This is a genomic window from Delftia sp. DS1230 (genome assembly GCF_040112715.1).
GTDB classification, from domain to species: Bacteria; Pseudomonadota; Gammaproteobacteria; order Burkholderiales; family Burkholderiaceae_C; genus Comamonas; species Comamonas tsuruhatensis.
Genome location: NZ_CP157763.1, coordinates 5,730,175 through 5,746,447 on the forward strand (window position 1 = coordinate 5,730,175; position 16,273 = coordinate 5,746,447).

12 protein-coding genes are annotated in these 16,273 nt (G+C 68.6%); 4 read left to right on the forward strand and 8 right to left on the reverse strand.

The annotated features are described in order from the left end of the window. Positions 1-36: 36 nt before the first annotated feature. A complete protein-coding gene (locus tag AAN986_RS25755; protein WP_047219582.1) occupies positions 37-2,064 on the reverse strand; it encodes a ligand-gated channel protein in 2,028 nt (675 codons plus the stop codon). On the opposite strand from AAN986_RS25755, the gene AAN986_RS25760 reads away from it, so the two are divergent. Continuing rightward, positions 2,063-2,230, forward strand: a complete 168-nt coding sequence (locus tag AAN986_RS25760) for a hypothetical protein (RefSeq protein WP_156180070.1) — start codon at positions 2,063-2,065, stop codon at positions 2,228-2,230. The genes AAN986_RS25755 and AAN986_RS25760 overlap by 2 nt on opposite strands. A 166-nt stretch (positions 2,231-2,396) precedes the next feature. Here the strand turns inward: AAN986_RS25760 and AAN986_RS25765 are convergent, their stop codons facing one another. Beyond that, on the reverse strand, positions 2,397-3,701 hold the full coding sequence (locus tag AAN986_RS25765) for a DUF445 domain-containing protein (protein ID WP_080736788.1): 1,305 nt from the start codon (positions 3,699-3,701) through the stop codon (positions 2,397-2,399). A 121-nt stretch (positions 3,702-3,822) separates the two neighbouring features. Between AAN986_RS25765 and AAN986_RS25770 the strand changes: the two genes are divergently transcribed. Further along, entirely contained in the window at positions 3,823-4,080 is a 258-nt protein-coding gene (locus tag AAN986_RS25770) for a DUF3297 family protein (protein ID WP_047219583.1), read from the forward strand. 123 nt (positions 4,081-4,203) lie between these two features. On the opposite strand, the gene hmpA is transcribed toward AAN986_RS25770, so the two are convergent. Then, positions 4,204-5,430, reverse strand: coding sequence for an NO-inducible flavohemoprotein (gene hmpA / locus AAN986_RS25775; protein WP_017407870.1), 1,227 nt, complete (start codon positions 5,428-5,430; stop codon positions 4,204-4,206). 120 nt (positions 5,431-5,550) lie between these two features. Here hmpA and norR point away from each other — a divergent pair, with 120 nt between their 5' ends. Then, the gene (gene norR / locus AAN986_RS25780) at positions 5,551-7,122 is read left to right on the forward strand and encodes a nitric oxide reductase transcriptional regulator NorR (protein WP_047219584.1); all 1,572 of its coding nucleotides are present in this window, start codon (positions 5,551-5,553) and stop codon (positions 7,120-7,122) included. A gap of 124 nt (positions 7,123-7,246) precedes the next feature. Further along, the gene (locus AAN986_RS25785) at positions 7,247-8,428 is read left to right on the forward strand and encodes a Fic family protein (protein ID WP_016446673.1); all 1,182 of its coding nucleotides are present in this window, start codon (positions 7,247-7,249) and stop codon (positions 8,426-8,428) included. A 9-nt stretch (positions 8,429-8,437) separates the two neighbouring features. Here the strand turns inward: AAN986_RS25785 and AAN986_RS25790 are convergent, their stop codons facing one another. The 5 genes from AAN986_RS25790 to AAN986_RS25810 form a co-directional block, all read right to left on the reverse strand. Continuing rightward, positions 8,438-9,352 (reverse strand): DMT family transporter, encoded by a 915-nt coding sequence (locus tag AAN986_RS25790; protein WP_047219585.1) that lies wholly within the window; start codon positions 9,350-9,352, stop codon positions 8,438-8,440. An 88-nt stretch (positions 9,353-9,440) separates the two neighbouring features. Then, entirely contained in the window at positions 9,441-9,860 is a 420-nt protein-coding gene (locus AAN986_RS25795; protein ID WP_047219586.1) for an FKBP-type peptidyl-prolyl cis-trans isomerase, read from the reverse strand. A gap of 145 nt (positions 9,861-10,005) precedes the next feature. After that, the gene (locus AAN986_RS25800) at positions 10,006-11,148 is read right to left on the reverse strand and encodes an aminotransferase class V-fold PLP-dependent enzyme (RefSeq protein ID WP_016451985.1); all 1,143 of its coding nucleotides are present in this window, start codon (positions 11,146-11,148) and stop codon (positions 10,006-10,008) included. A gap of 102 nt (positions 11,149-11,250) precedes the next feature. Further along, the gene (locus AAN986_RS25805; protein WP_047219587.1) at positions 11,251-14,544 is read right to left on the reverse strand and encodes a carboxyl transferase domain-containing protein; all 3,294 of its coding nucleotides are present in this window, start codon (positions 14,542-14,544) and stop codon (positions 11,251-11,253) included. 16 nt (positions 14,545-14,560) lie between these two features. Continuing rightward, positions 14,561-16,156 carry an AMP-binding protein gene (locus AAN986_RS25810; RefSeq protein WP_047219588.1) on the reverse strand — a complete coding sequence of 532 codons (1,596 nt, stop codon included), beginning with the start codon at positions 16,154-16,156 and terminating at the stop codon, positions 14,561-14,563. Positions 16,157-16,273 lie beyond the last annotated feature (117 nt).

Sequence of the window (16,273 nt, forward strand, 5' to 3'; positions counted from 1 at the left end):
GGCCACGGGCAGCGGCCGCCCTTGCGGCCGGGATGCCTAGAACTTCACGTTCATGCCGATCCAGTAGCGCCGGCCGTCCTGCACCGTGGCGTAGTCCTCGTAGTACACGTCCTTGTCGAACAGGTTGTAGATGCCTGCGTAGAAGGTCACGTCCTTGCTGTAGTTGTAGGAGCCGCCCATGTCGAACATGGCATAGCTGCCAGCCACCCAGGTGCGCGCCGAACGGCCGCCCGTGGGCTGGCTTTCCTTGCCCCGGTAGGACAGCTTGGCCCAGCCCGCCCATTGCTGCGAAGGCTTCCAGTTCAGCGCCAGGTTGAGCATGTGGCGCGGCAGCTGGCTCAGCGGCTGCCCCGCGAACTCGCCGCTCTTTTGCTCGGACTTGGTGAAGGTGTAGCTGCTGCTCAGGTCCAGCGTGCGCGCCAGCGGGGCCTTGAACGTGGCTTCGATGCCGCGCGTGATGGCCTTGTCGATATTGACGTTGGTGGTGGGCGTGTTGCCCGAGGAATTGGCCGGCCCGCACTCGGGACAGGCGATGCGCGTGATCTTGTCGTTGAACTCGTTGTCGAACACCGTCAGGCCTGCCGACAGGCCGGCGCCGTTGTTGTAGAGCACGCCCAGTTCCTTGCTCAGCGAGGTTTCGGGCTTCAGGTCGGGGTTGCCGTAGATGTTGCCGCCGCGGCTGGACTGGCCCCAGTCGTCCAGGGTCTGGCGCAACGAGGGCGCGCGAAAGCCGGTGGACACGCCGCCCTTGACGGTCCATTGCGCGTCGAGGTTCCACACGCCATACAGGCGCGGGCTCCATTGCGATCCGCCCTTGCTGTCGTGGTCGTAGCGCAGGCCGCCGGTCAGGGCGAAGTTCTCGCGCAGGCGCCACTCGTCCTCGGCGAACCAGGCGTACTGCGTGCGATCGGCCGTGGTGCGCGCCGAGCCCGGCAGCGTATTGGTCGTCGTGTCGCGCAGGTCCTGCTGGTTGTAGTACACGCCCGTGGTCAGCAGGTGCTGGCGGCCCAGCGGCGCTACCCAGCTGCTGTTGAACACCGTGTTCCTGATGGTCATGTCGCGCGACAGGTTGCGCGTTTCCTCGCGCTGCAGATAGGTGTCGGAGGAAGCCCAGCCCCAGCGGCCCTTGTGCTGCAGCGAGTAGTTCTCGCGCTCGAACTTGCGGTCGCTGGGCGCATCGGTGGGCAGCAGGGTCATGCCAGGCGACGAAACGAAGTGCTGGCGCGAAGTGCCGATCTCGGCGATCAGGTCGTGGTCCTTGCTGGGGGTCAGCGCCAGGCGCAGGTTCAGCGAACGGTTGTCGCTCTTGTTGTAGCCCTGGTAGATGCGGTCCTGGTCGCGCTTGCTGTAGTTGCCGTACAGGCTCAGGCCCAGCAGGTCGGTCTTGATCGGGCCTGACAGGTAGAAGTTGGTCTGGTAGGCATCGCCCGAGGTGGAGCGCTCCTGCAGCGTGGCGTCGGCGCGCACCGAGCCATGCCAGTTCTTCGCCACCTTGCGCGTGATGACGTTGATCACGCCGCCCATGGCGTCCGAGCCGTACAGCGAGGACATGGGGCCGCGCACCACCTCGATGCGCTCGATGGCCTCCAGCGGCGGAATCCAGCTCTGGTCCGTGCCGGTGCTGCCGTTGGTCTGGGTCTCGCGCGTGCTCATCCGCTTGCCGTCCACCAGGATCAGGGTGTAGTTGGCGCCCATGCCGCGCAACGAGATGTCGTTGGAGTTGTTGTCCGAGGGCGTGAGGATCACGCCGGGCACATCGCGCAGGGCATCGTGCAGGTTGCGGTAGGCGCCCTGCTCCAGTTCCTGGCGCGTGATCACCGAGATTGAGGCCGGCGCCTGGCTGATCTCCTGCTCGAAGCCGCTGGCCGTCACGACCAGGGTTTCCAGCGTCGCCCCGCCTGCTGCCTGGGCCAGCGCGCTGCCCGAGGCCAGCAGGCCCAGGCAGGCGCCCAGCGCGGTGCGGCGCAGGGGAACGACGGTGGAGGGAAACGAAGCACGCAGGGAGGTGCAAAGGGCGGACAGGGCAAAGCCACGGCCCGCCGCGGGGGCTGTGCAGTTGTGCATGGGAAAGCTCGCAAGAAGAATCACGGACGGTCGAACGACCGGGGTGCGCATCCGCTCTGTTGTTTTTGATGAGTGCGAATCGTTCTTATTTTATTTTCCCGCCGACAACGGCTTGGCCGACGGTAGCGCAGCTGCTGTTTTTCTTTACAAGCGGACCGATCTGTGAGCAATTCATTCAGGATGCTGAATGTTGCCTTGTTCATCAATGACATGCAGGGCCGCCAGTGCCCGGGCGCGTGCAGCGCCCGGCCCGATTCACGGCGTTCCGGCGAACACGGCAGCTTTGTAAAGTTGGCCCGATGTGGCCCTCAGGCAACATCCTGATACGAAGATCAGGCCCACAGCCGCCCCGCATTGGAGACCAGGAACAGCACCAGCCCCACGGCACCGCCGACCACGGTGCCGTTGATGCGGATGTACTGCAGGTCCTTGCCGATGTGCAGCTCGATCAGCTCGGACAGCTCGCGCGCATCCCAGCGCCGCACGGTATCGGCGATGTGCTGGGCCAGGAACTGCGAGACATCGGGCGCCAGCGCCTGGGCCCAGCGCTTGAGGCGCTCGTTCATGGAACTGCGCAGCGCCTCGTCGTGCGCCAGCGACTGGCCCAGCCAGCGGCCCATGGCGGCGGTCTTGCGCGCCACCTGCGAATGCTCGTTGGCCAGGTCCGCCTGCAGCTTGGCGCGCAGGCCCAGCCACAGCGCACGCAGGTAGCCGGCCAGCTTCTCGTCGTGCAGCAGGTAGTGGCGCAGCCGCTCGGCGCGCTCGGACATGGCGGGGTCGGACTGCAGCCGCGTGACCAGCCGGTCCACGGAGGCGTCGAAGGCCTTGCGCATGTGGTGCTCGGGATTGCTGGCAATGTCCTGCAGCAGGCTGTCGAGCGCGCCCGCAATGGCGCTGGCGCCCTTGTCGCTGAGCCAGTCCGTGGGCAGCATCTTTTCCTTGAGCGGATGCTCGCGCTTGAGCCACAGCACGATGGTCTGGGCGATCAGCACATGGGTCTCGGCCTCGCGCAGCACGCCGCTGACGCGGGCCAGCACATCGTCCAGCACGGCCTGGTGGCGGCCGTCCTTGGTCAGGCCCGACAACAGATCCGCCGCCGCGCGGGGCAGGTCCACCTGGGCCAGCAAGGCCTTGAATGCCTGTGTCAGAAAGCGCTCCACCTGCCGGTCCTGCACCATCTCCAGCGCCGCCAGCGCCAGTCGCGCCACCTGCCGTCCCAGTAGGGTGCTGTTGGCTGGCGTGGTCAGCCAGCCGGCCAGCACGCGCGCAGGATCATGGCGCTCGATCAGTGCCACCAGCGAAGGACCGTCCAGGAACTTGTCGCGCACGAAATTCGCCAGGTTCTCGCCGATGCGGTCCTTGTTGCGCGGGATGATGGCCGTATGGCGCCCGACCAGGGGCAGCGGAATGCGCCGGAACAGCGCCGACACCGCAAACCAGTCGGCCAGAGCGCCGACCAGCGAGGCCTCGGTCACGGCCTTGATGCAGGCCAGCCACAGAGGCACCTGCTGCCAGTGCCCCGCCGCCACGGACGAGGCCACGAAGCCCAGCGCCACGAACAGCAGCAGCGCCAGCGGCAGGCGCTTGGCCGACTTCAGTGTTTGACGTTGCTCTGGCGACAGCATGGAGCGCAGCATACGACGCCCGTCCGCCATCCGCATGACGATGCCTGCCGCCAAAGCCTGTCAGCCAGCGCCTGCCTGCGAATTGCGCGGACAATACCGGCTTTCTTCAGAACCCTCTTGCGAGAACAAGACCATGACCGACGCCAACGCACCCGCCGATCGCCCCGCACTGCCCGACCATCTGTCCATCGACCCGCGCAGCCCGCACCACGTGGCGGCCGTGTTCGAGCACGACATCGGCATCCGCTTCAACGGCAAGGAGCGGTTCGACGTGGAGGAGTATTGCGTGAGCGAGGGATGGATCAAGGTGCCCGCGGGCAAGACGGTGGATCGCAAGGGCAGGCCCTTGCTGATCAAGCTCAAGGGCACCGTGCAAGCCTTCTACCGCTGAGCCTTCGGACCTTGTCGCGCCTCTTGCCACATAGGTGCTACAAGGGGCGCGACAAGGGCGCGACAAAGGCATGCCAGGGGTGCGGCAGAGCCAGGAACCACCCAGGGCAGGCTCCGGCAAAGCCTACTGGAGCGCCTCGGCCGGCCCAAAAAACTCATACCGCACCTGCTCCTGCGGCACCCCCAGGGCCTTCAACGATTCCTTCACCGACCGCATGAACGGCCGAGGCCCCAGGAAATAGACATCGGCATCCACGGCGGGCAGCCATTCACCCAGCTGGCGGGCGGTCAGCAGGCCCTGCGCATCGACCCCATCGCCCTCCTCCGCCCGGTCATAGCAGTAGTAACGGGTGAGCTGCGGATGCACGGCAGCCAGCGCATCCACATGCTCGCGGAAGGCATGCACCCCGCGCTCGCGTGCGCAGTGGATGAAGACCACGGGCCGCCGGGTCGGCAAGGCCGCGTCCAGCATGGGCAGGGTCGGCGTGATGCCCACGCCGCCGCTGATCAGCACCAGCGGGCGCTCGCCGGGCTGCAGCGTGAAGTGGCCTGCGGGCGGGAACAGCTGCAGCGTGTCGCCGACCCGGACCCGGTCGTGCAGGAAGTTGGAGACCTTGCCACCCGCCTCGCGCTTGACGCTGATGCGCAGGCTGCGCCCGTCTGCGGGTGCGGACAGGGAGTAGTTGCGCCGCTGCTCCTGGCCGTCCACCACCAGGCGCAGGCCGATGTACTGGCCGGGCTGGTGGGCGATCACGGGGCCGCCGTCGGCGGGCACCAGGTAGAAGGACGTGATCTCGGCGCTTTCCTGCACCTTGTCCTCGACCACGAAGGCGCGCTCGCCGCGCCAGCCGCCTTCGGCCGCCGCCGTGCGGTCATAGGCCTGGCGCTCGGCGCCGATCAGGATGTCGGCCAGCTGCTGGTAGGCGGCGCCCCAGGCGGCTATGACCTCGTCGGTGGCGATCTCGGCGCCCAGCACTTCGCGGATGGCGCGCAGCAGGCAGGTGCCGACGATGGGGTAGTGCTCGGGCTGCACCTGCAGCGCAACGTGCTTGTTGATGATCTGCGCGGGCAGGTCGCCCAGGGCGTCCAGCCGGTCGATGTGCCTGGCGTACATGAGCACGCTGTAGGCCAGGGCACGCGGCTGGGCGCCGCTTTGCTGGTGGGCCATGTTGAACAGGGCGCGCACCTCGGGGTACTCGCCCAGCATGGTTTGGTAGAAATGCGTGATCAGCGCTTCGCCGCCGGTTTCAAGCAGCGGAACGGTGGATTGGACGATGGCACGTTGGCGGTCGGTCAGCACGGGAAACTCCTTGGGTACGGGGACGGACATGCCCGGTGCGATGCCGGACATGCCTTGGCAAAGGCAAGGGCCGTGCCAGTCCCGCGACCCTTGAAGAACAAGGGCTTGGCGTTTCATGCGTCAATATGACTCCCGTCAAATCGAGTCCTTTTGACAGCCATCGCAGTCTTTATGACCACATCCACCGCCCTGCACGCCCTCACCCCCCTGGTGGCCGACCTGGCCCAGGACCTGCCCGAGCGCGAGCGCTTTCGCCGCCTGCTGGCAGCCCTGCGCGCCGTGCTGCCGGCCGATGCCGCCGCCCTGCTGCGCCTGGAAGGCGAGTGGCTGCGGCCCGTGGCCATCGATGGCCTGGTGCCCGATGCGCTGGGCCGGCGCTTTCGCATTGCCGAGCACCCGCGCTTCGCCCAGCTGCTGGCCGCGGGCCAGGCCATGCGCTTTGCGCCCGACAGTCCGCTGCCCGATCCCTATGACGGCCTGGTGGCCCAGGGCCACGGGCCGCTGGAGGTGCACGACTGCATGGGCTGCGTGCTGCAGACCGGCGGCCTGCCCTGGGGCCTTCTCACGCTGGACGCGCTGGACCCGGGGCGCTTTGCCGACCCGGCCGCGCTGGCGGCGCTGCAGGCCTTCAGCAACCTGGCGGCGGCCACCGTGACCACGGCCGAGCGGCTGCGCCGGTTGGCGCGCAGTGCGCGCGCCCTGCCCGCACCCGGCGCCGCCCCGGGGGGCGATTCATCGCGTCCGCTGATCGGGCAGAGCCCGGCCATGCGCGCGCTGCAAAAGGACATCGCCCTGGTCGCGGCCAGCGACCTCAACGTGCTGATCACGGGCGAGACCGGCACGGGCAAGGAACTGGTGGCCCAGGCCGTGCATGCGCAGTCGGCGCGTGCAGGCCGGGCGCTGGTCAGCATCAACTGCGCGGCCCTGCCCGACAACCTGGTCGAAAGCGAGCTGTTCGGCCATGTGCGCGGCGCCTTCACGGGCGCGCTGTCCGAGCGCAGCGGCAAGTTCGAGCAGGCCGACCAGGGCACGCTGTTCCTGGACGAAGTGGGCGAGCTGTCCCTGCCCGTGCAGGCCAAGCTGCTGCGCGTGCTGCAAAGCGGCCAGCTGCAGCGCCTGGGTTCGGACCGCGAGCACCATGTGGACGTGCGCGTGATCGCCGCCACCAACCGTGACCTGGCCGCCGAAGTGGCGGCCGGCCGCATGCGCGCCGATTTCTTCCACCGCCTGAGCGTCTACCCGCTGCGCGTGCCCGCGCTGCGCGAGCGCGACAGCGACGTGCTGATGCTGGCCGGCTTCTTCCTCGAGGAAAACCGTTCCCGCCTGGGCCTGGGCGGACTGCGCCTGCACCCCGCTGCGCAATCGGCCTTGCTCGCCCAGGACTGGCCCGGCAATGTGCGGGAGCTGGAGCACCTCATCAGCCGCGGCGTGCTGCGGGCGCTGAGCCGTGCGCCCTTTGCCGCTCCAGCCGGTGGCCGGGCTCGCATGGTCACGCTGGGCCAGGCCGATCTCCGGGATGACGCGCAGCCCCCGGCGACGGCCACCCCGTCCCTGCCCCTCCCACAGGCCGCATCGCCCGGCGCCAGCCCCCAAGGCCTGCGCGAAGCCGTGGAGAGCTACGAGCGCCATCTGATCGACACCAGCCTGCAGCGCCACCACGGCAGCTGGGCCGCCGCCGCACGCGAGCTGCAGATGGACCGCGCCAACCTGCAGCGGCTGGCGCGGCGGCTGGGACTGGCATGAGGGGTCATGCGGCCGGCCCGCCGCCTTGAGACGAAGGCTTATTTAAGTCTGCTTAACTTGGCGCTCTCGTTATTTAAGAAAAACCGCATTTGCTTAAATAAGCGTCCGAAGCCATAGTCAGCCCATGCCCGATTCCCCTACCAGCCAGCGGCTTGGCCGCTTCATCGAGACATCCGCAGCAGGCGAGAAGGTACGCGCCTTCGTGCCGCCACCGCTGCCGCCGGAGCCGGCCATCGATGTGCTCGTCCTCCTGGAAAAGCTCAGCCTTGCCGAGCGTGCGCTGGGACGGCTCGATGGCATCACCATGCTGCTGCCCCGCCAGGAGCTGTTCCTCTACATGTACGTGCGCAAGGAGGCCGTGCTTTCTTCGCAGATCGAGGGCACGCAATCGACGCTGTCGGACCTGCTGCGCTTCGAAGCCGAGGCCCAGGCGGGCCAGCCCATTGACGACATCCGCGAAGTTTCGAACTATGTGGACGCGATGATGTACGGACTGGAGCGCCTGCGGGACCTGCCGCTGTCACTGCGCCTGATCCGCGAGATGCATGGCCGGCTGCTGCAAAGCGGACGCGGCGGCACCAAGAGCCCCGGCGAGTTCCGGCGCTCGCAGAACTGGATTGGCGGCACGCGTCCAGGCAATGCCTTGTTCGTGCCGCCGCCCGTCAACGAGCTCGGCCCCTGCCTCGACGCCTTTGAACGCTTCATGCACGAAGATGCTTCCCGCCTGCCCGCCCTCATCAAGGCCGGCCTGCTGCACGTGCAATTCGAGACACTGCATCCGTTCCTCGATGGCAATGGCCGCATCGGCCGCCTGCTGGTCACGCTGTACCTCTGCATCAACGGCGTGCTGAACAAGCCGCTGCTCTACCTCAGCCTATTTCTCAAGACGCACCGGGCCGAGTACTACCGGCTGCTGCAGGAAGTGCGCGAGAACGGCAATTGGGAAGCCTGGCTCGACTTCTTTCTCACCGGCGTGGCACAGACCGCGAACCAGGCCTTCGAGGCCGCCACGCATATCGTCGATCTGTTCAGGCAGGACCGCGAACGCATCGCGACCGAAGGCGAACGCGCCAGCTCCACGCTGCGCATCCACGACCTGTTCCAGCTCAACCCCTTCCTGACGTCCAACCAGCTGGTCCGGCAGACGGGACTGTCCTCGCCCACCGTCAACACGGCGCTCGCCGACTTGCAGCGCCTGGGCATCATCGAGGAAGTGACCGGCCGCAAGCGAGGCCGGGTCTTCAGCTATCAGCGCTATCTTTCCGTGCTCAACGAGGGCACGGATCCGCTACCCCGGCCGGCCTGATCCCTGGCCTCACCGCCTGAGCGACTTCAGCCACCCATACCCGCTCACCAGCAGCACCCCTGCCAGCACCATCAGTGCCCCGGCCAGGAAGTTGGGCTCGATGGGCTCGCTCAGCAGCCAGGCACCGAAGACCACGCCGAAGATGGGCGTCATGAACGAGAACACGCCCAGGCGCGAGGCCAGGTATTGCGTGAGCAGCCAGAACCAGACCAGGAAGCTCACGAAGCAGACCAGCACGGACTGGAAGGCCAGGCCCGCCCAGGCCAGGGGCGTGGGCTCGAAGCGGGTCTGGCCCAGCAGGAAGGCGGCGGGCAGCAGCAGCGCAAAGCCGGTGGCCAGCTGGTAGAGCAGGGTCTGCGCGGCGGGCAGCGATGCCAGCCGCGTGGTGCGGATGGCCACCGTGGTGGCGCCCCAGGCCACGCCGGCGGCCAGCGCCAGCAGGTCGCCCAGCAGCATGGCGGCGCCGGCTGCCTTCGAAGGCTTGCCGCCGCCCAGGAAGGCCAGCGCAATGCCGGCAAAGGCCAGCACGATGCCCAGCCATTGCAGCGGCGCCAGGCGCTCCGAGGGCAGCTTCCAGTGCAGGCCCAGCGCCGCGAACACGGGAGCGGAATACAGGAAGACCACCACATGGGCGGCCGAGGTGTGGTTGATGCTCTCGCCCACCAGCAGGAATTCCAGCGCAAACAGCGTGCCCACGGCCAGGCCCGGGCGCCAGCTGCCGTCGCCCCACTGCACGCGCATGCCGCGCCAGCGCATGAACAGCCACACCAGCACGGCGCCCGCGCCCGAGCGCAGCGCGATCTGCAGCGTGGGCGCAATGGCATCGGCCGTGGCCTTGAGCAGGATCTGCTGCAGGCTCCAGATCAGGCACAGCATGAGCATCAGCGCGGCGGCGCGCGCGTCCAGCGGTTTGCGTGGGTCCACGACGTCTTCCTTTCAGCGACCGTGAAAAAGCCGGCCCGCAGGCCGGCTTCGCATCAGGCGGGGGATGGCCCGGCCAGCGGGCCGGCCATCACTTGATGCCCAGCAGTTCCACCTCGAAGTTCAGCGTGGCGTTGGGCGGGATCACGCTGCCCGCGCCACGGCTGCCGTAGGCGATGGAGGGCGGGCAGGTCAGCTTGGCCTTGCCGCCGACCTTCATCTTCTGCACGCCTTCGGTCCAGCAGGGAATCACGCCGGTCAGGGGGAACTCGATGGGCTGGCCGCGCGTGATGGAGCTGTCGAAGTCCTTGCCCGTGTCGGGGAAGTAGCCGCGGTAGTGCACGCGCACCGTGTCGCTGGCCTTGGGGCTGGCGCCTGTGCCTTCCTTGAGGCTTTCATAGACCAGGCCGCTGGCCGTGGTGACGGGCTGGGCCGCATGGGCCGCCACGCCGGTCAGTGCGGCGAGCATCAGGCCGCAGGAGGCGGCCAGGGTGGTGAGGGTCTTGTTCATGAGGGTTCTTTCAAATCAAAAAATGCATTCAACAGCAATGCCATGCCGTGCGGCCTCAAGCGCTGACACTGCCTGAAGGCGAGACGCCGAGCAAGAGCCGCCTCGCAGCGAGGGCGTCGTCCCCTGGGGGAAGCGGCGCAGCCGCTCAGGGGGTGCCATTTACACCGATGTCGTCCAGCGCTTTGGCGATGTGGCCGACGGTGCGGTCCACGTTGTGCCATTTTTCCAGGCCGAACAGGCCGATGCGGAAGGTCTTGAAGTCCGGGCCTTCGTCGCACTGCAGGGGCACGCCCGAGGCGGTCTGCAGGCCGGCTTCCATGAACTTCTTGCCGCTCTGGATGCCGGGGTCGGTGGTGTAGCTGACGACCACGCCGGGGGCCTTCCAGCCTTCGGCCGCCACGCTGGGAAAGCCGCGCGACTCCAGCAGGGCGCGCACCTTGGCGCCCAGGGCGATCTGCTCGTCGCGCACCTTGGCGAAGCCGTAGGCGCGCGTCTCCAGCATCACGTCGCGCAGGCGGACCAGGGCGTCGGTGGGCATGGTGGTGTGGTAGGCGTGCTGGCCTTTTTCGTAGCCCTCGGCGATCTGCATCCACTTCTTGAGGTCGCAGGAGAAGCTGGAGCTTTGCGTGTGCTCGATGGCTTCGCGCGCGCGCTGCGAGAGCATGACCATGGCGCAGCACGGCGAGCTGCTCCAGCCCTTTTGCGGCGCACTGATCAGCACGTCCACGCCGGTCTTTTCCATGTCCACCCACATGGCGCCCGAGGCCACGCAGTCCAGCACGAAGAGCGCACCCACCTCGTGCGCGGCATCGGCCACGGCGCGCAGGTAGCTGTCGCTGAGGATGATGCCGCTGGCCGTCTCCACATGGGGCGCGAACACGACCTTGGGCTTCTCGGTGCGGATGGCGGCGGCCACGTCCTCGGCCGCGCAAGGCGCCCAGGGGTCCTGGCTGCCCGGGCCCTGGCGGCGGGCCTTGCAGACCACAGCGCCACCGCCCAGGCCGCCTTCCTCGAAGATCTGCGTCCAGCGGTAGCTGAACCAGCCGTTGCGCACGATGAGCACCTTTTCGCGATTGGCGAACTGGCGCGCCACGGCCTCCATGCCGAAGGTGCCGCTGCCCGGCACCAGCACGGCCGTGTGGGCGTGGTAGACCTCCTGCAGCGTGGTGAGGATGTCCTGCATCACGCCCGCGAAGCGCTTGGACATGTGGTTGAGCGCGCGGTCGGTGTAGACCACCGAGAATTCGAGCAGGCCGTCGGGATCGATATCGGGCAGAAGTCCGGGCATGGGAAGGTCTCCAGAGGCAGCGGGGCCCGCTTGAGCGGGCCCGCCATCGTGTTCGTCGAAAAGAGGATCAGCTTAGCACGCCGCCTGCAGCGTTTTCAGGGCCTACCAGGTGTCCACGAAGCCCGCCTGGGCGGGTGCCACGCGCGCCCCCGCCAGGCCGCGCGACAGCCAGGCGCGCGTGTCGGCGGGGTCGATGACGGCGTCGATCTCCAGCGTGCCGGCCATGTGCATGGCCTCGCCGTGGGCGTACTGCTGGGCCAGCAGCCGGTCGAACAGAGCGTTGCGTTCGGCGCCCTCGGGCAGGGCCTGCAGTTCCTTGCGAAAGCCCAGGCGCACGGCGCCTTCCAGACCCATGGCGCCGAACTCGCCCGTGGGCCAGGCCACGTTGAACACCGGCGCATGGAAGCTGCCCGCCGTCATGCCCATGGCCCCCAGGCCGTAGCCCTTGCGCAGCACCACGCTGAAATACGGCACGCGCAGCTTGGCCGCCGTGACGAACAGGCGGCTGACATGGCGCACCTGGGCGGTCTTCTCGATCTCGGGGCCGACCATGAAGCCCGGCGTGTCCACCAGGCTCACGATGGGCAGGCCATGGGCGTTGCACAGCTGCATGAAGCGCGCGGCCTTGTCGGCCGCATCGGCGTCGATGGCGCCGCCCAGGTGGGAGGGGTTGTTGGCCATCAGCCCCACGGGCCGGCCTTCGATGCGCGCCAGCGCCGTGTGGATGCCTGCGCCAAAGCCCGTGCGCAGCGGCAGCAGGCTGCCTTCGTCCACCAGATGCGCCATGGCCGCACGCGTGTCATAGGCACGCAGCCGGTTCTCGGGCACCACATGGCGCAGGGCGCGCGTGTCGGGCGCGGTCCACTCCGTGGTGCGGCCCTGGAAGAACGAAAGATAGTGGCGCGCTGCAGCCACGGCCTGGGCCTCGTCCTCGACCAGCACGTCGATCACGCCATTGGCATGCTGGATGCCGCTGGGTCCTATCTCTTCAGGGCGGAACACGCCCAGGCCACCGCCCTCGATCATGGCTGGCCCGCCCATGCCGATGGTGCTGGCGCGCGTGGCGATGATGACGTCGCTGCAGCCCAGCAGGGCTGCATTGCCCGCAAAGCAGCGGCCGTGTGCAATGCCGATCACCGGCACCTGGCCCGACAGCGCCGCATAGGCCGCGAAGGTGTGCACATGCAGGCCGGCGACCACGGGCGTGTCGGTATCGCCGGGTCGCCCGCCCCCGCCTTCGGCGAACAGCACCACGGGCAGCTTCTGCGCCAGCGCAATGCCCAGCATGCGGTCGGTCTTGGCATGGTTGCGCGCGCCCTGGGTGCCGGCCAGCACGGTGGCGTCATAGGCCATGACGACGGCGCGCGAGCGCTCCTGGCCGAACTGCGCGCCGTTGATGGAGCCCATGCCCGTGACCATGCCGTCGGCCGGCGTGTTGGCGATCAGGTCGTCCATGCTGCGCCGGCGCGTCTGCGCGGCAATGGCCAGCGCGCCGTACTCGATGAAGCTGCCCTCATCGCAAAGATCGGCGATGTTCTCGCGCGCGCTGCGGCCGCCCTGGGCATGGCGTTTGGCCATGGCCTCGGGGCGGGCGGTGTCCAGCGTGAAGGCATGGCGGTCGATGACGCGGCGCAGGTCGGCGCGGATGTGGTCCGGGTCCCGGGCGATCTGCTGCGCGCGTGCGTCGGCCTGCACGCCTTCGGCGGCGGCCAGCACCAGCAGGGGCTGGTCCTGGGCCACATAGGCACCGGCCTCGGCCAGCAGTTGCGTGATGGCGCCGGCCTGCGGCGCCAGCAGCACATGCTCCATCTTCATGGCTTCGAGCACGCCCAGCTCGGCGCCGGCGGACACGGCATCGCCCACGGCCACGCTCCACTGGACAATGCGCGCCGGCATGGGCGCCGTGAGGGCGCCTTCGGGGACCGGCGCGCCAGCAGCCTCGGCAGTCATCGCAACATCGGCGGCCACGGCCGTGCGGCGCGCGCCTTCGGCCAGCGCCTGGGCGTCCGCCACCAATTCTGGAAGGGCCTCTTCAAGCCAGCGTGTGTGCACGGCCTGCGACGCCATCTCGGGCCGGCCGGCCAGCGCCTGCAGCAGCGGCAGGTTGGTGGCCAGCCCGTCGATGCGGCATTCGTCCAGCGCGCGGCGTGCGCGGCGCAGCACGTCTTCGAAGCGCGGCCCGCTGCTGTGCACGATGAGCTTGGCCAGCAGCGTGTCGTAGTGCGGCGAGGGGCTGGCGCCCGCCACCGCATGCGTGTCGATGCGGATGCCGGGCCCGGCCGGCCACTGCAGTGTGCCTATGCGCCCGCTGCCCGGGCGCGACTGGCCTGCGGCATCCAGCGTCTCGGCATTGATGCGCCACTGCATGGCATAGCCGCGCGGCGCGGGCGGTGTCCTGGCATCCAGGCCCAGCTCTCCAAGGTGATCGCCGGCCGCCACGCGGATCTGGGCCTGCACCAGGTCGATGCCGAAGACCTCCTCGGTGATGGTGTGCTCCACCTGCAGGCGCGGGTTGGCCTCGATGAAGACATAGGGCAGGGAGTCGGAGGCGGCATCGACCAGGAATTCGAAGGTGCCCAGGCTCTCGTAGCCGATCTCGGCGGCCATGCGCAGCGCGTCGCGCGTGATGCGCTCGCGCAGCGGCTGCGCCAGGCTGGGGCTGGGCGCGATCTCCACCAGCTTCTGGAAGCGCCGCTGCAGCGTGCATTCGCGCTCGCCCAGCGCGATGGGGGCGGCGCCGCCATCGCCCAGGATCTGTACCTCGATATGGCGCGCGCCCGTCATCAGACGCTCCACATAGACACCGTCCACGCCGAAGGCGGCGCGCGCCTCGCTGCGGCAGCGCTCGTAGGCAGCGGGCAGGTCCTCGGCACGCGCCACGGCGCGCATGCCGCGCCCGCCGCCGCCGCCGATGGCCTTGACCATGATGCCGCTGGCGCCCCCGGCCTGCTGCGCCTCGAAGAAGGCCTGAGCCTGTTCCAGCGTGACGGCCTCGCTGCTGCCCGGCATCAGCGGCACGCCGCAGCGGCGCGCCAGATCGCGTGCGCGGGCCTTGTCGCCCAGCAGCGCCAGATGGGCGGGTGCAGGGCCGATGAAGCGCAGTCCCGCGTCGGCGCAGGCCTGGGCAAAGCCGGCGTTCTCGCTGAGAAAGCCGTAGCCCGGATGGATGCCGTCGCAGCCGTGCTCGCGCGCAATGCGCAGCAGGTGGGCGCCGTCCAGGTAGGCCGAGGGGCCGCTGGCGTCCAGGGGCACGGCTGCATCGGCAGCGGATACATGCGGCGCCTGCGCATCGTCTGCGGCATGGACGGCCAGGCTCGGCACACCCAGCTCGCGCAGCGCGCGCACGATGCGCAGCGCGATCTCGCCGCGGTTGGCAATCAGGATCTTCTGGAACATGGGACTTCGGTCTTTCTCATTGATCGCGCAGCAAGCGACGCAGCACCTTGCCTGCGCCGGTGGCGGGCAGCGCCTCGATGAAACGCACCTCGCGCGGCGCCTTGTAGCTGGCCATGTTCTCGCGCGACCACTGCACCAGGTCCTCGGCCGCGATCTGCTGGCCCGGCCGCGTGACGATGAAGGCGCGCACGACCTCGCCCTTTTGCGGGTCGGGCACGCCGATCACGGCGGCCTGGGCCACGGCCGGATGCTTGATGAGGATGGCCTCCACCTCCTCGGGGAAGACGCTGTAGCCCGAGACCTTGATCATTTCCTTGAAGCGGCCGATGAAGGTCAGGTAGCCCTCGGCGTCCAAGCGGCCCATGTCGCCCGTGTGGACCCAGCCGTTCTTCAGGGTCCTGGCCGTGGCCTCGGGCTTGTTCCAGTAGCCCTTGAAGTTGCCGGGGCCGCGGATGGTGATCTCGCCCACTTCGCCGGCCGGCAGCGGCTCGCCGGTCTCGGGATCGATGATGCGCACCTCGTTGCCGGGCAGCGGCTTGCCGTGCGTGCCCCAGCGGATGGCATCGCCGGGCATGGTGGTGTCCATGGTGTGGGTCTCGCTGAGGCCGTAGGCCGCCTCGCTGGAGATGCAGTTCGGGGTGAAGCGCCTCCACTGCCGCGCCAGCTCCTCGGTGTAGGCAATCCCGAAGCTGGTCACCGTGTTGCGGCGCAGCGCGGAAAAGTCCATGGCCTCCACGCCCGGCAGCTGCATCACGGCCACGTTCATGGGCGCGATGCTGTACCACCAGGTCACGCGGTAGCGCTCCAGCGCCTGGGCCACGGCCAGCGGGTCGAAGCGGTGCAGCAGCACGCAGGCGGCGCCGCTGTGCACGGGCATGTTCACGCCCATGGACATGCCGGCAATGTGATAGAGCGGCGCCACGGCCAGCAGCATGTCGCCGGCGTTCACGCCCGTGGCGCTGGAGGCGCCGGCCGTCTTGCTGGCCGCGTTGCCGTAGCTGAGCATGGCGCCCTTGGGCAGGCCCGTGGTGCCCGAGGTATAGGTCATCAGCGAGACATCGTCCATGGCGACATCGACGGGCACGGGCTTGGCGCCGCTGTGCATGACATCCCAGAACGATTCCACGCCCTCGGGCAGCGGCTGCACGGGGACCTGCAGTTCGGGCGGCAGCGCCAGCGTGGCCGATTCAGGAAGCCAGTCGCCATAGCGCACGGCCAGCACATGCCTGAGCGCCGTGCTGGCGCGCACCTTGTCCACCACGGGCAGCAGCACATCGGCCGCGACGATGACGCGGGCCTGGAGGTCATCGAGCTGGTACTGCAGCTCATGCTCCTTGTTCAGCGGCCCGCAGGGGCAGACGATGGCGCCGACCTTCTGGATGCCGTAGTGCGCCACGATGTACTGCGGGCAGTTGTTCATGAACAGCGCCACGGGCTCGCCCCGGCCCACGCCCAGCGCCTGCAGCCGCGCGGCAAAGGCGTCGCTGGCCGCATCCATCTCGGCCCAGCTGATGTGGCGGCCATACCAGATGTAGGCGTCGCGGCCGGGGTGGTTGCGCGCATTGCGGCGCAGGGCCTCATGCAGGGGAATGAGGGTCTCGGAATCCGCCATGCTTGTCTCCTGGGTGTCTGGCCACCCCGGAACCAGTCCTAAGGGATAGCCTTGATCTGATTTTTGGATCGGCGTCTTGCCAATATATACCCGCTGGTAGAACATTGCTACCCACCG

Coding starts and splice junctions, on each gene's coding strand:
- norR (WP_047219584.1), top strand. CDS start 5,551: ATGACCACATCCACCGCCCTGCACGCCCTCACCCCCCTGGTGGCCGAC.
- AAN986_RS25795 (WP_047219586.1), bottom strand. CDS start 9,860: ATGAACAAGACCCTCACCACCCTGGCCGCCTCCTGCGGCCTGATGCTC.
- AAN986_RS25785 (WP_016446673.1), top strand. CDS start 7,247: ATGCCCGATTCCCCTACCAGCCAGCGGCTTGGCCGCTTCATCGAGACA.
- AAN986_RS25755 (WP_047219582.1), bottom strand. CDS start 2,064: ATGCACAACTGCACAGCCCCCGCGGCGGGCCGTGGCTTTGCCCTGTCC.
- AAN986_RS25805 (WP_047219587.1), bottom strand. CDS start 14,544: ATGTTCCAGAAGATCCTGATTGCCAACCGCGGCGAGATCGCGCTGCGC.
- AAN986_RS25810 (WP_047219588.1), bottom strand. CDS start 16,156: ATGGCGGATTCCGAGACCCTCATTCCCCTGCATGAGGCCCTGCGCCGC.
- hmpA (WP_017407870.1), bottom strand. CDS start 5,430: ATGTCCGGCATCGCACCGGGCATGTCCGTCCCCGTACCCAAGGAGTTT.
- AAN986_RS25770 (WP_047219583.1), top strand. CDS start 3,823: ATGACCGACGCCAACGCACCCGCCGATCGCCCCGCACTGCCCGACCAT.
- AAN986_RS25800 (WP_016451985.1), bottom strand. CDS start 11,148: ATGCCCGGACTTCTGCCCGATATCGATCCCGACGGCCTGCTCGAATTC.
- AAN986_RS25760 (WP_156180070.1), top strand. CDS start 2,063: ATGGGAAAGCTCGCAAGAAGAATCACGGACGGTCGAACGACCGGGGTG.
- AAN986_RS25765 (WP_080736788.1), bottom strand. CDS start 3,701: ATGCTGCGCTCCATGCTGTCGCCAGAGCAACGTCAAACACTGAAGTCG.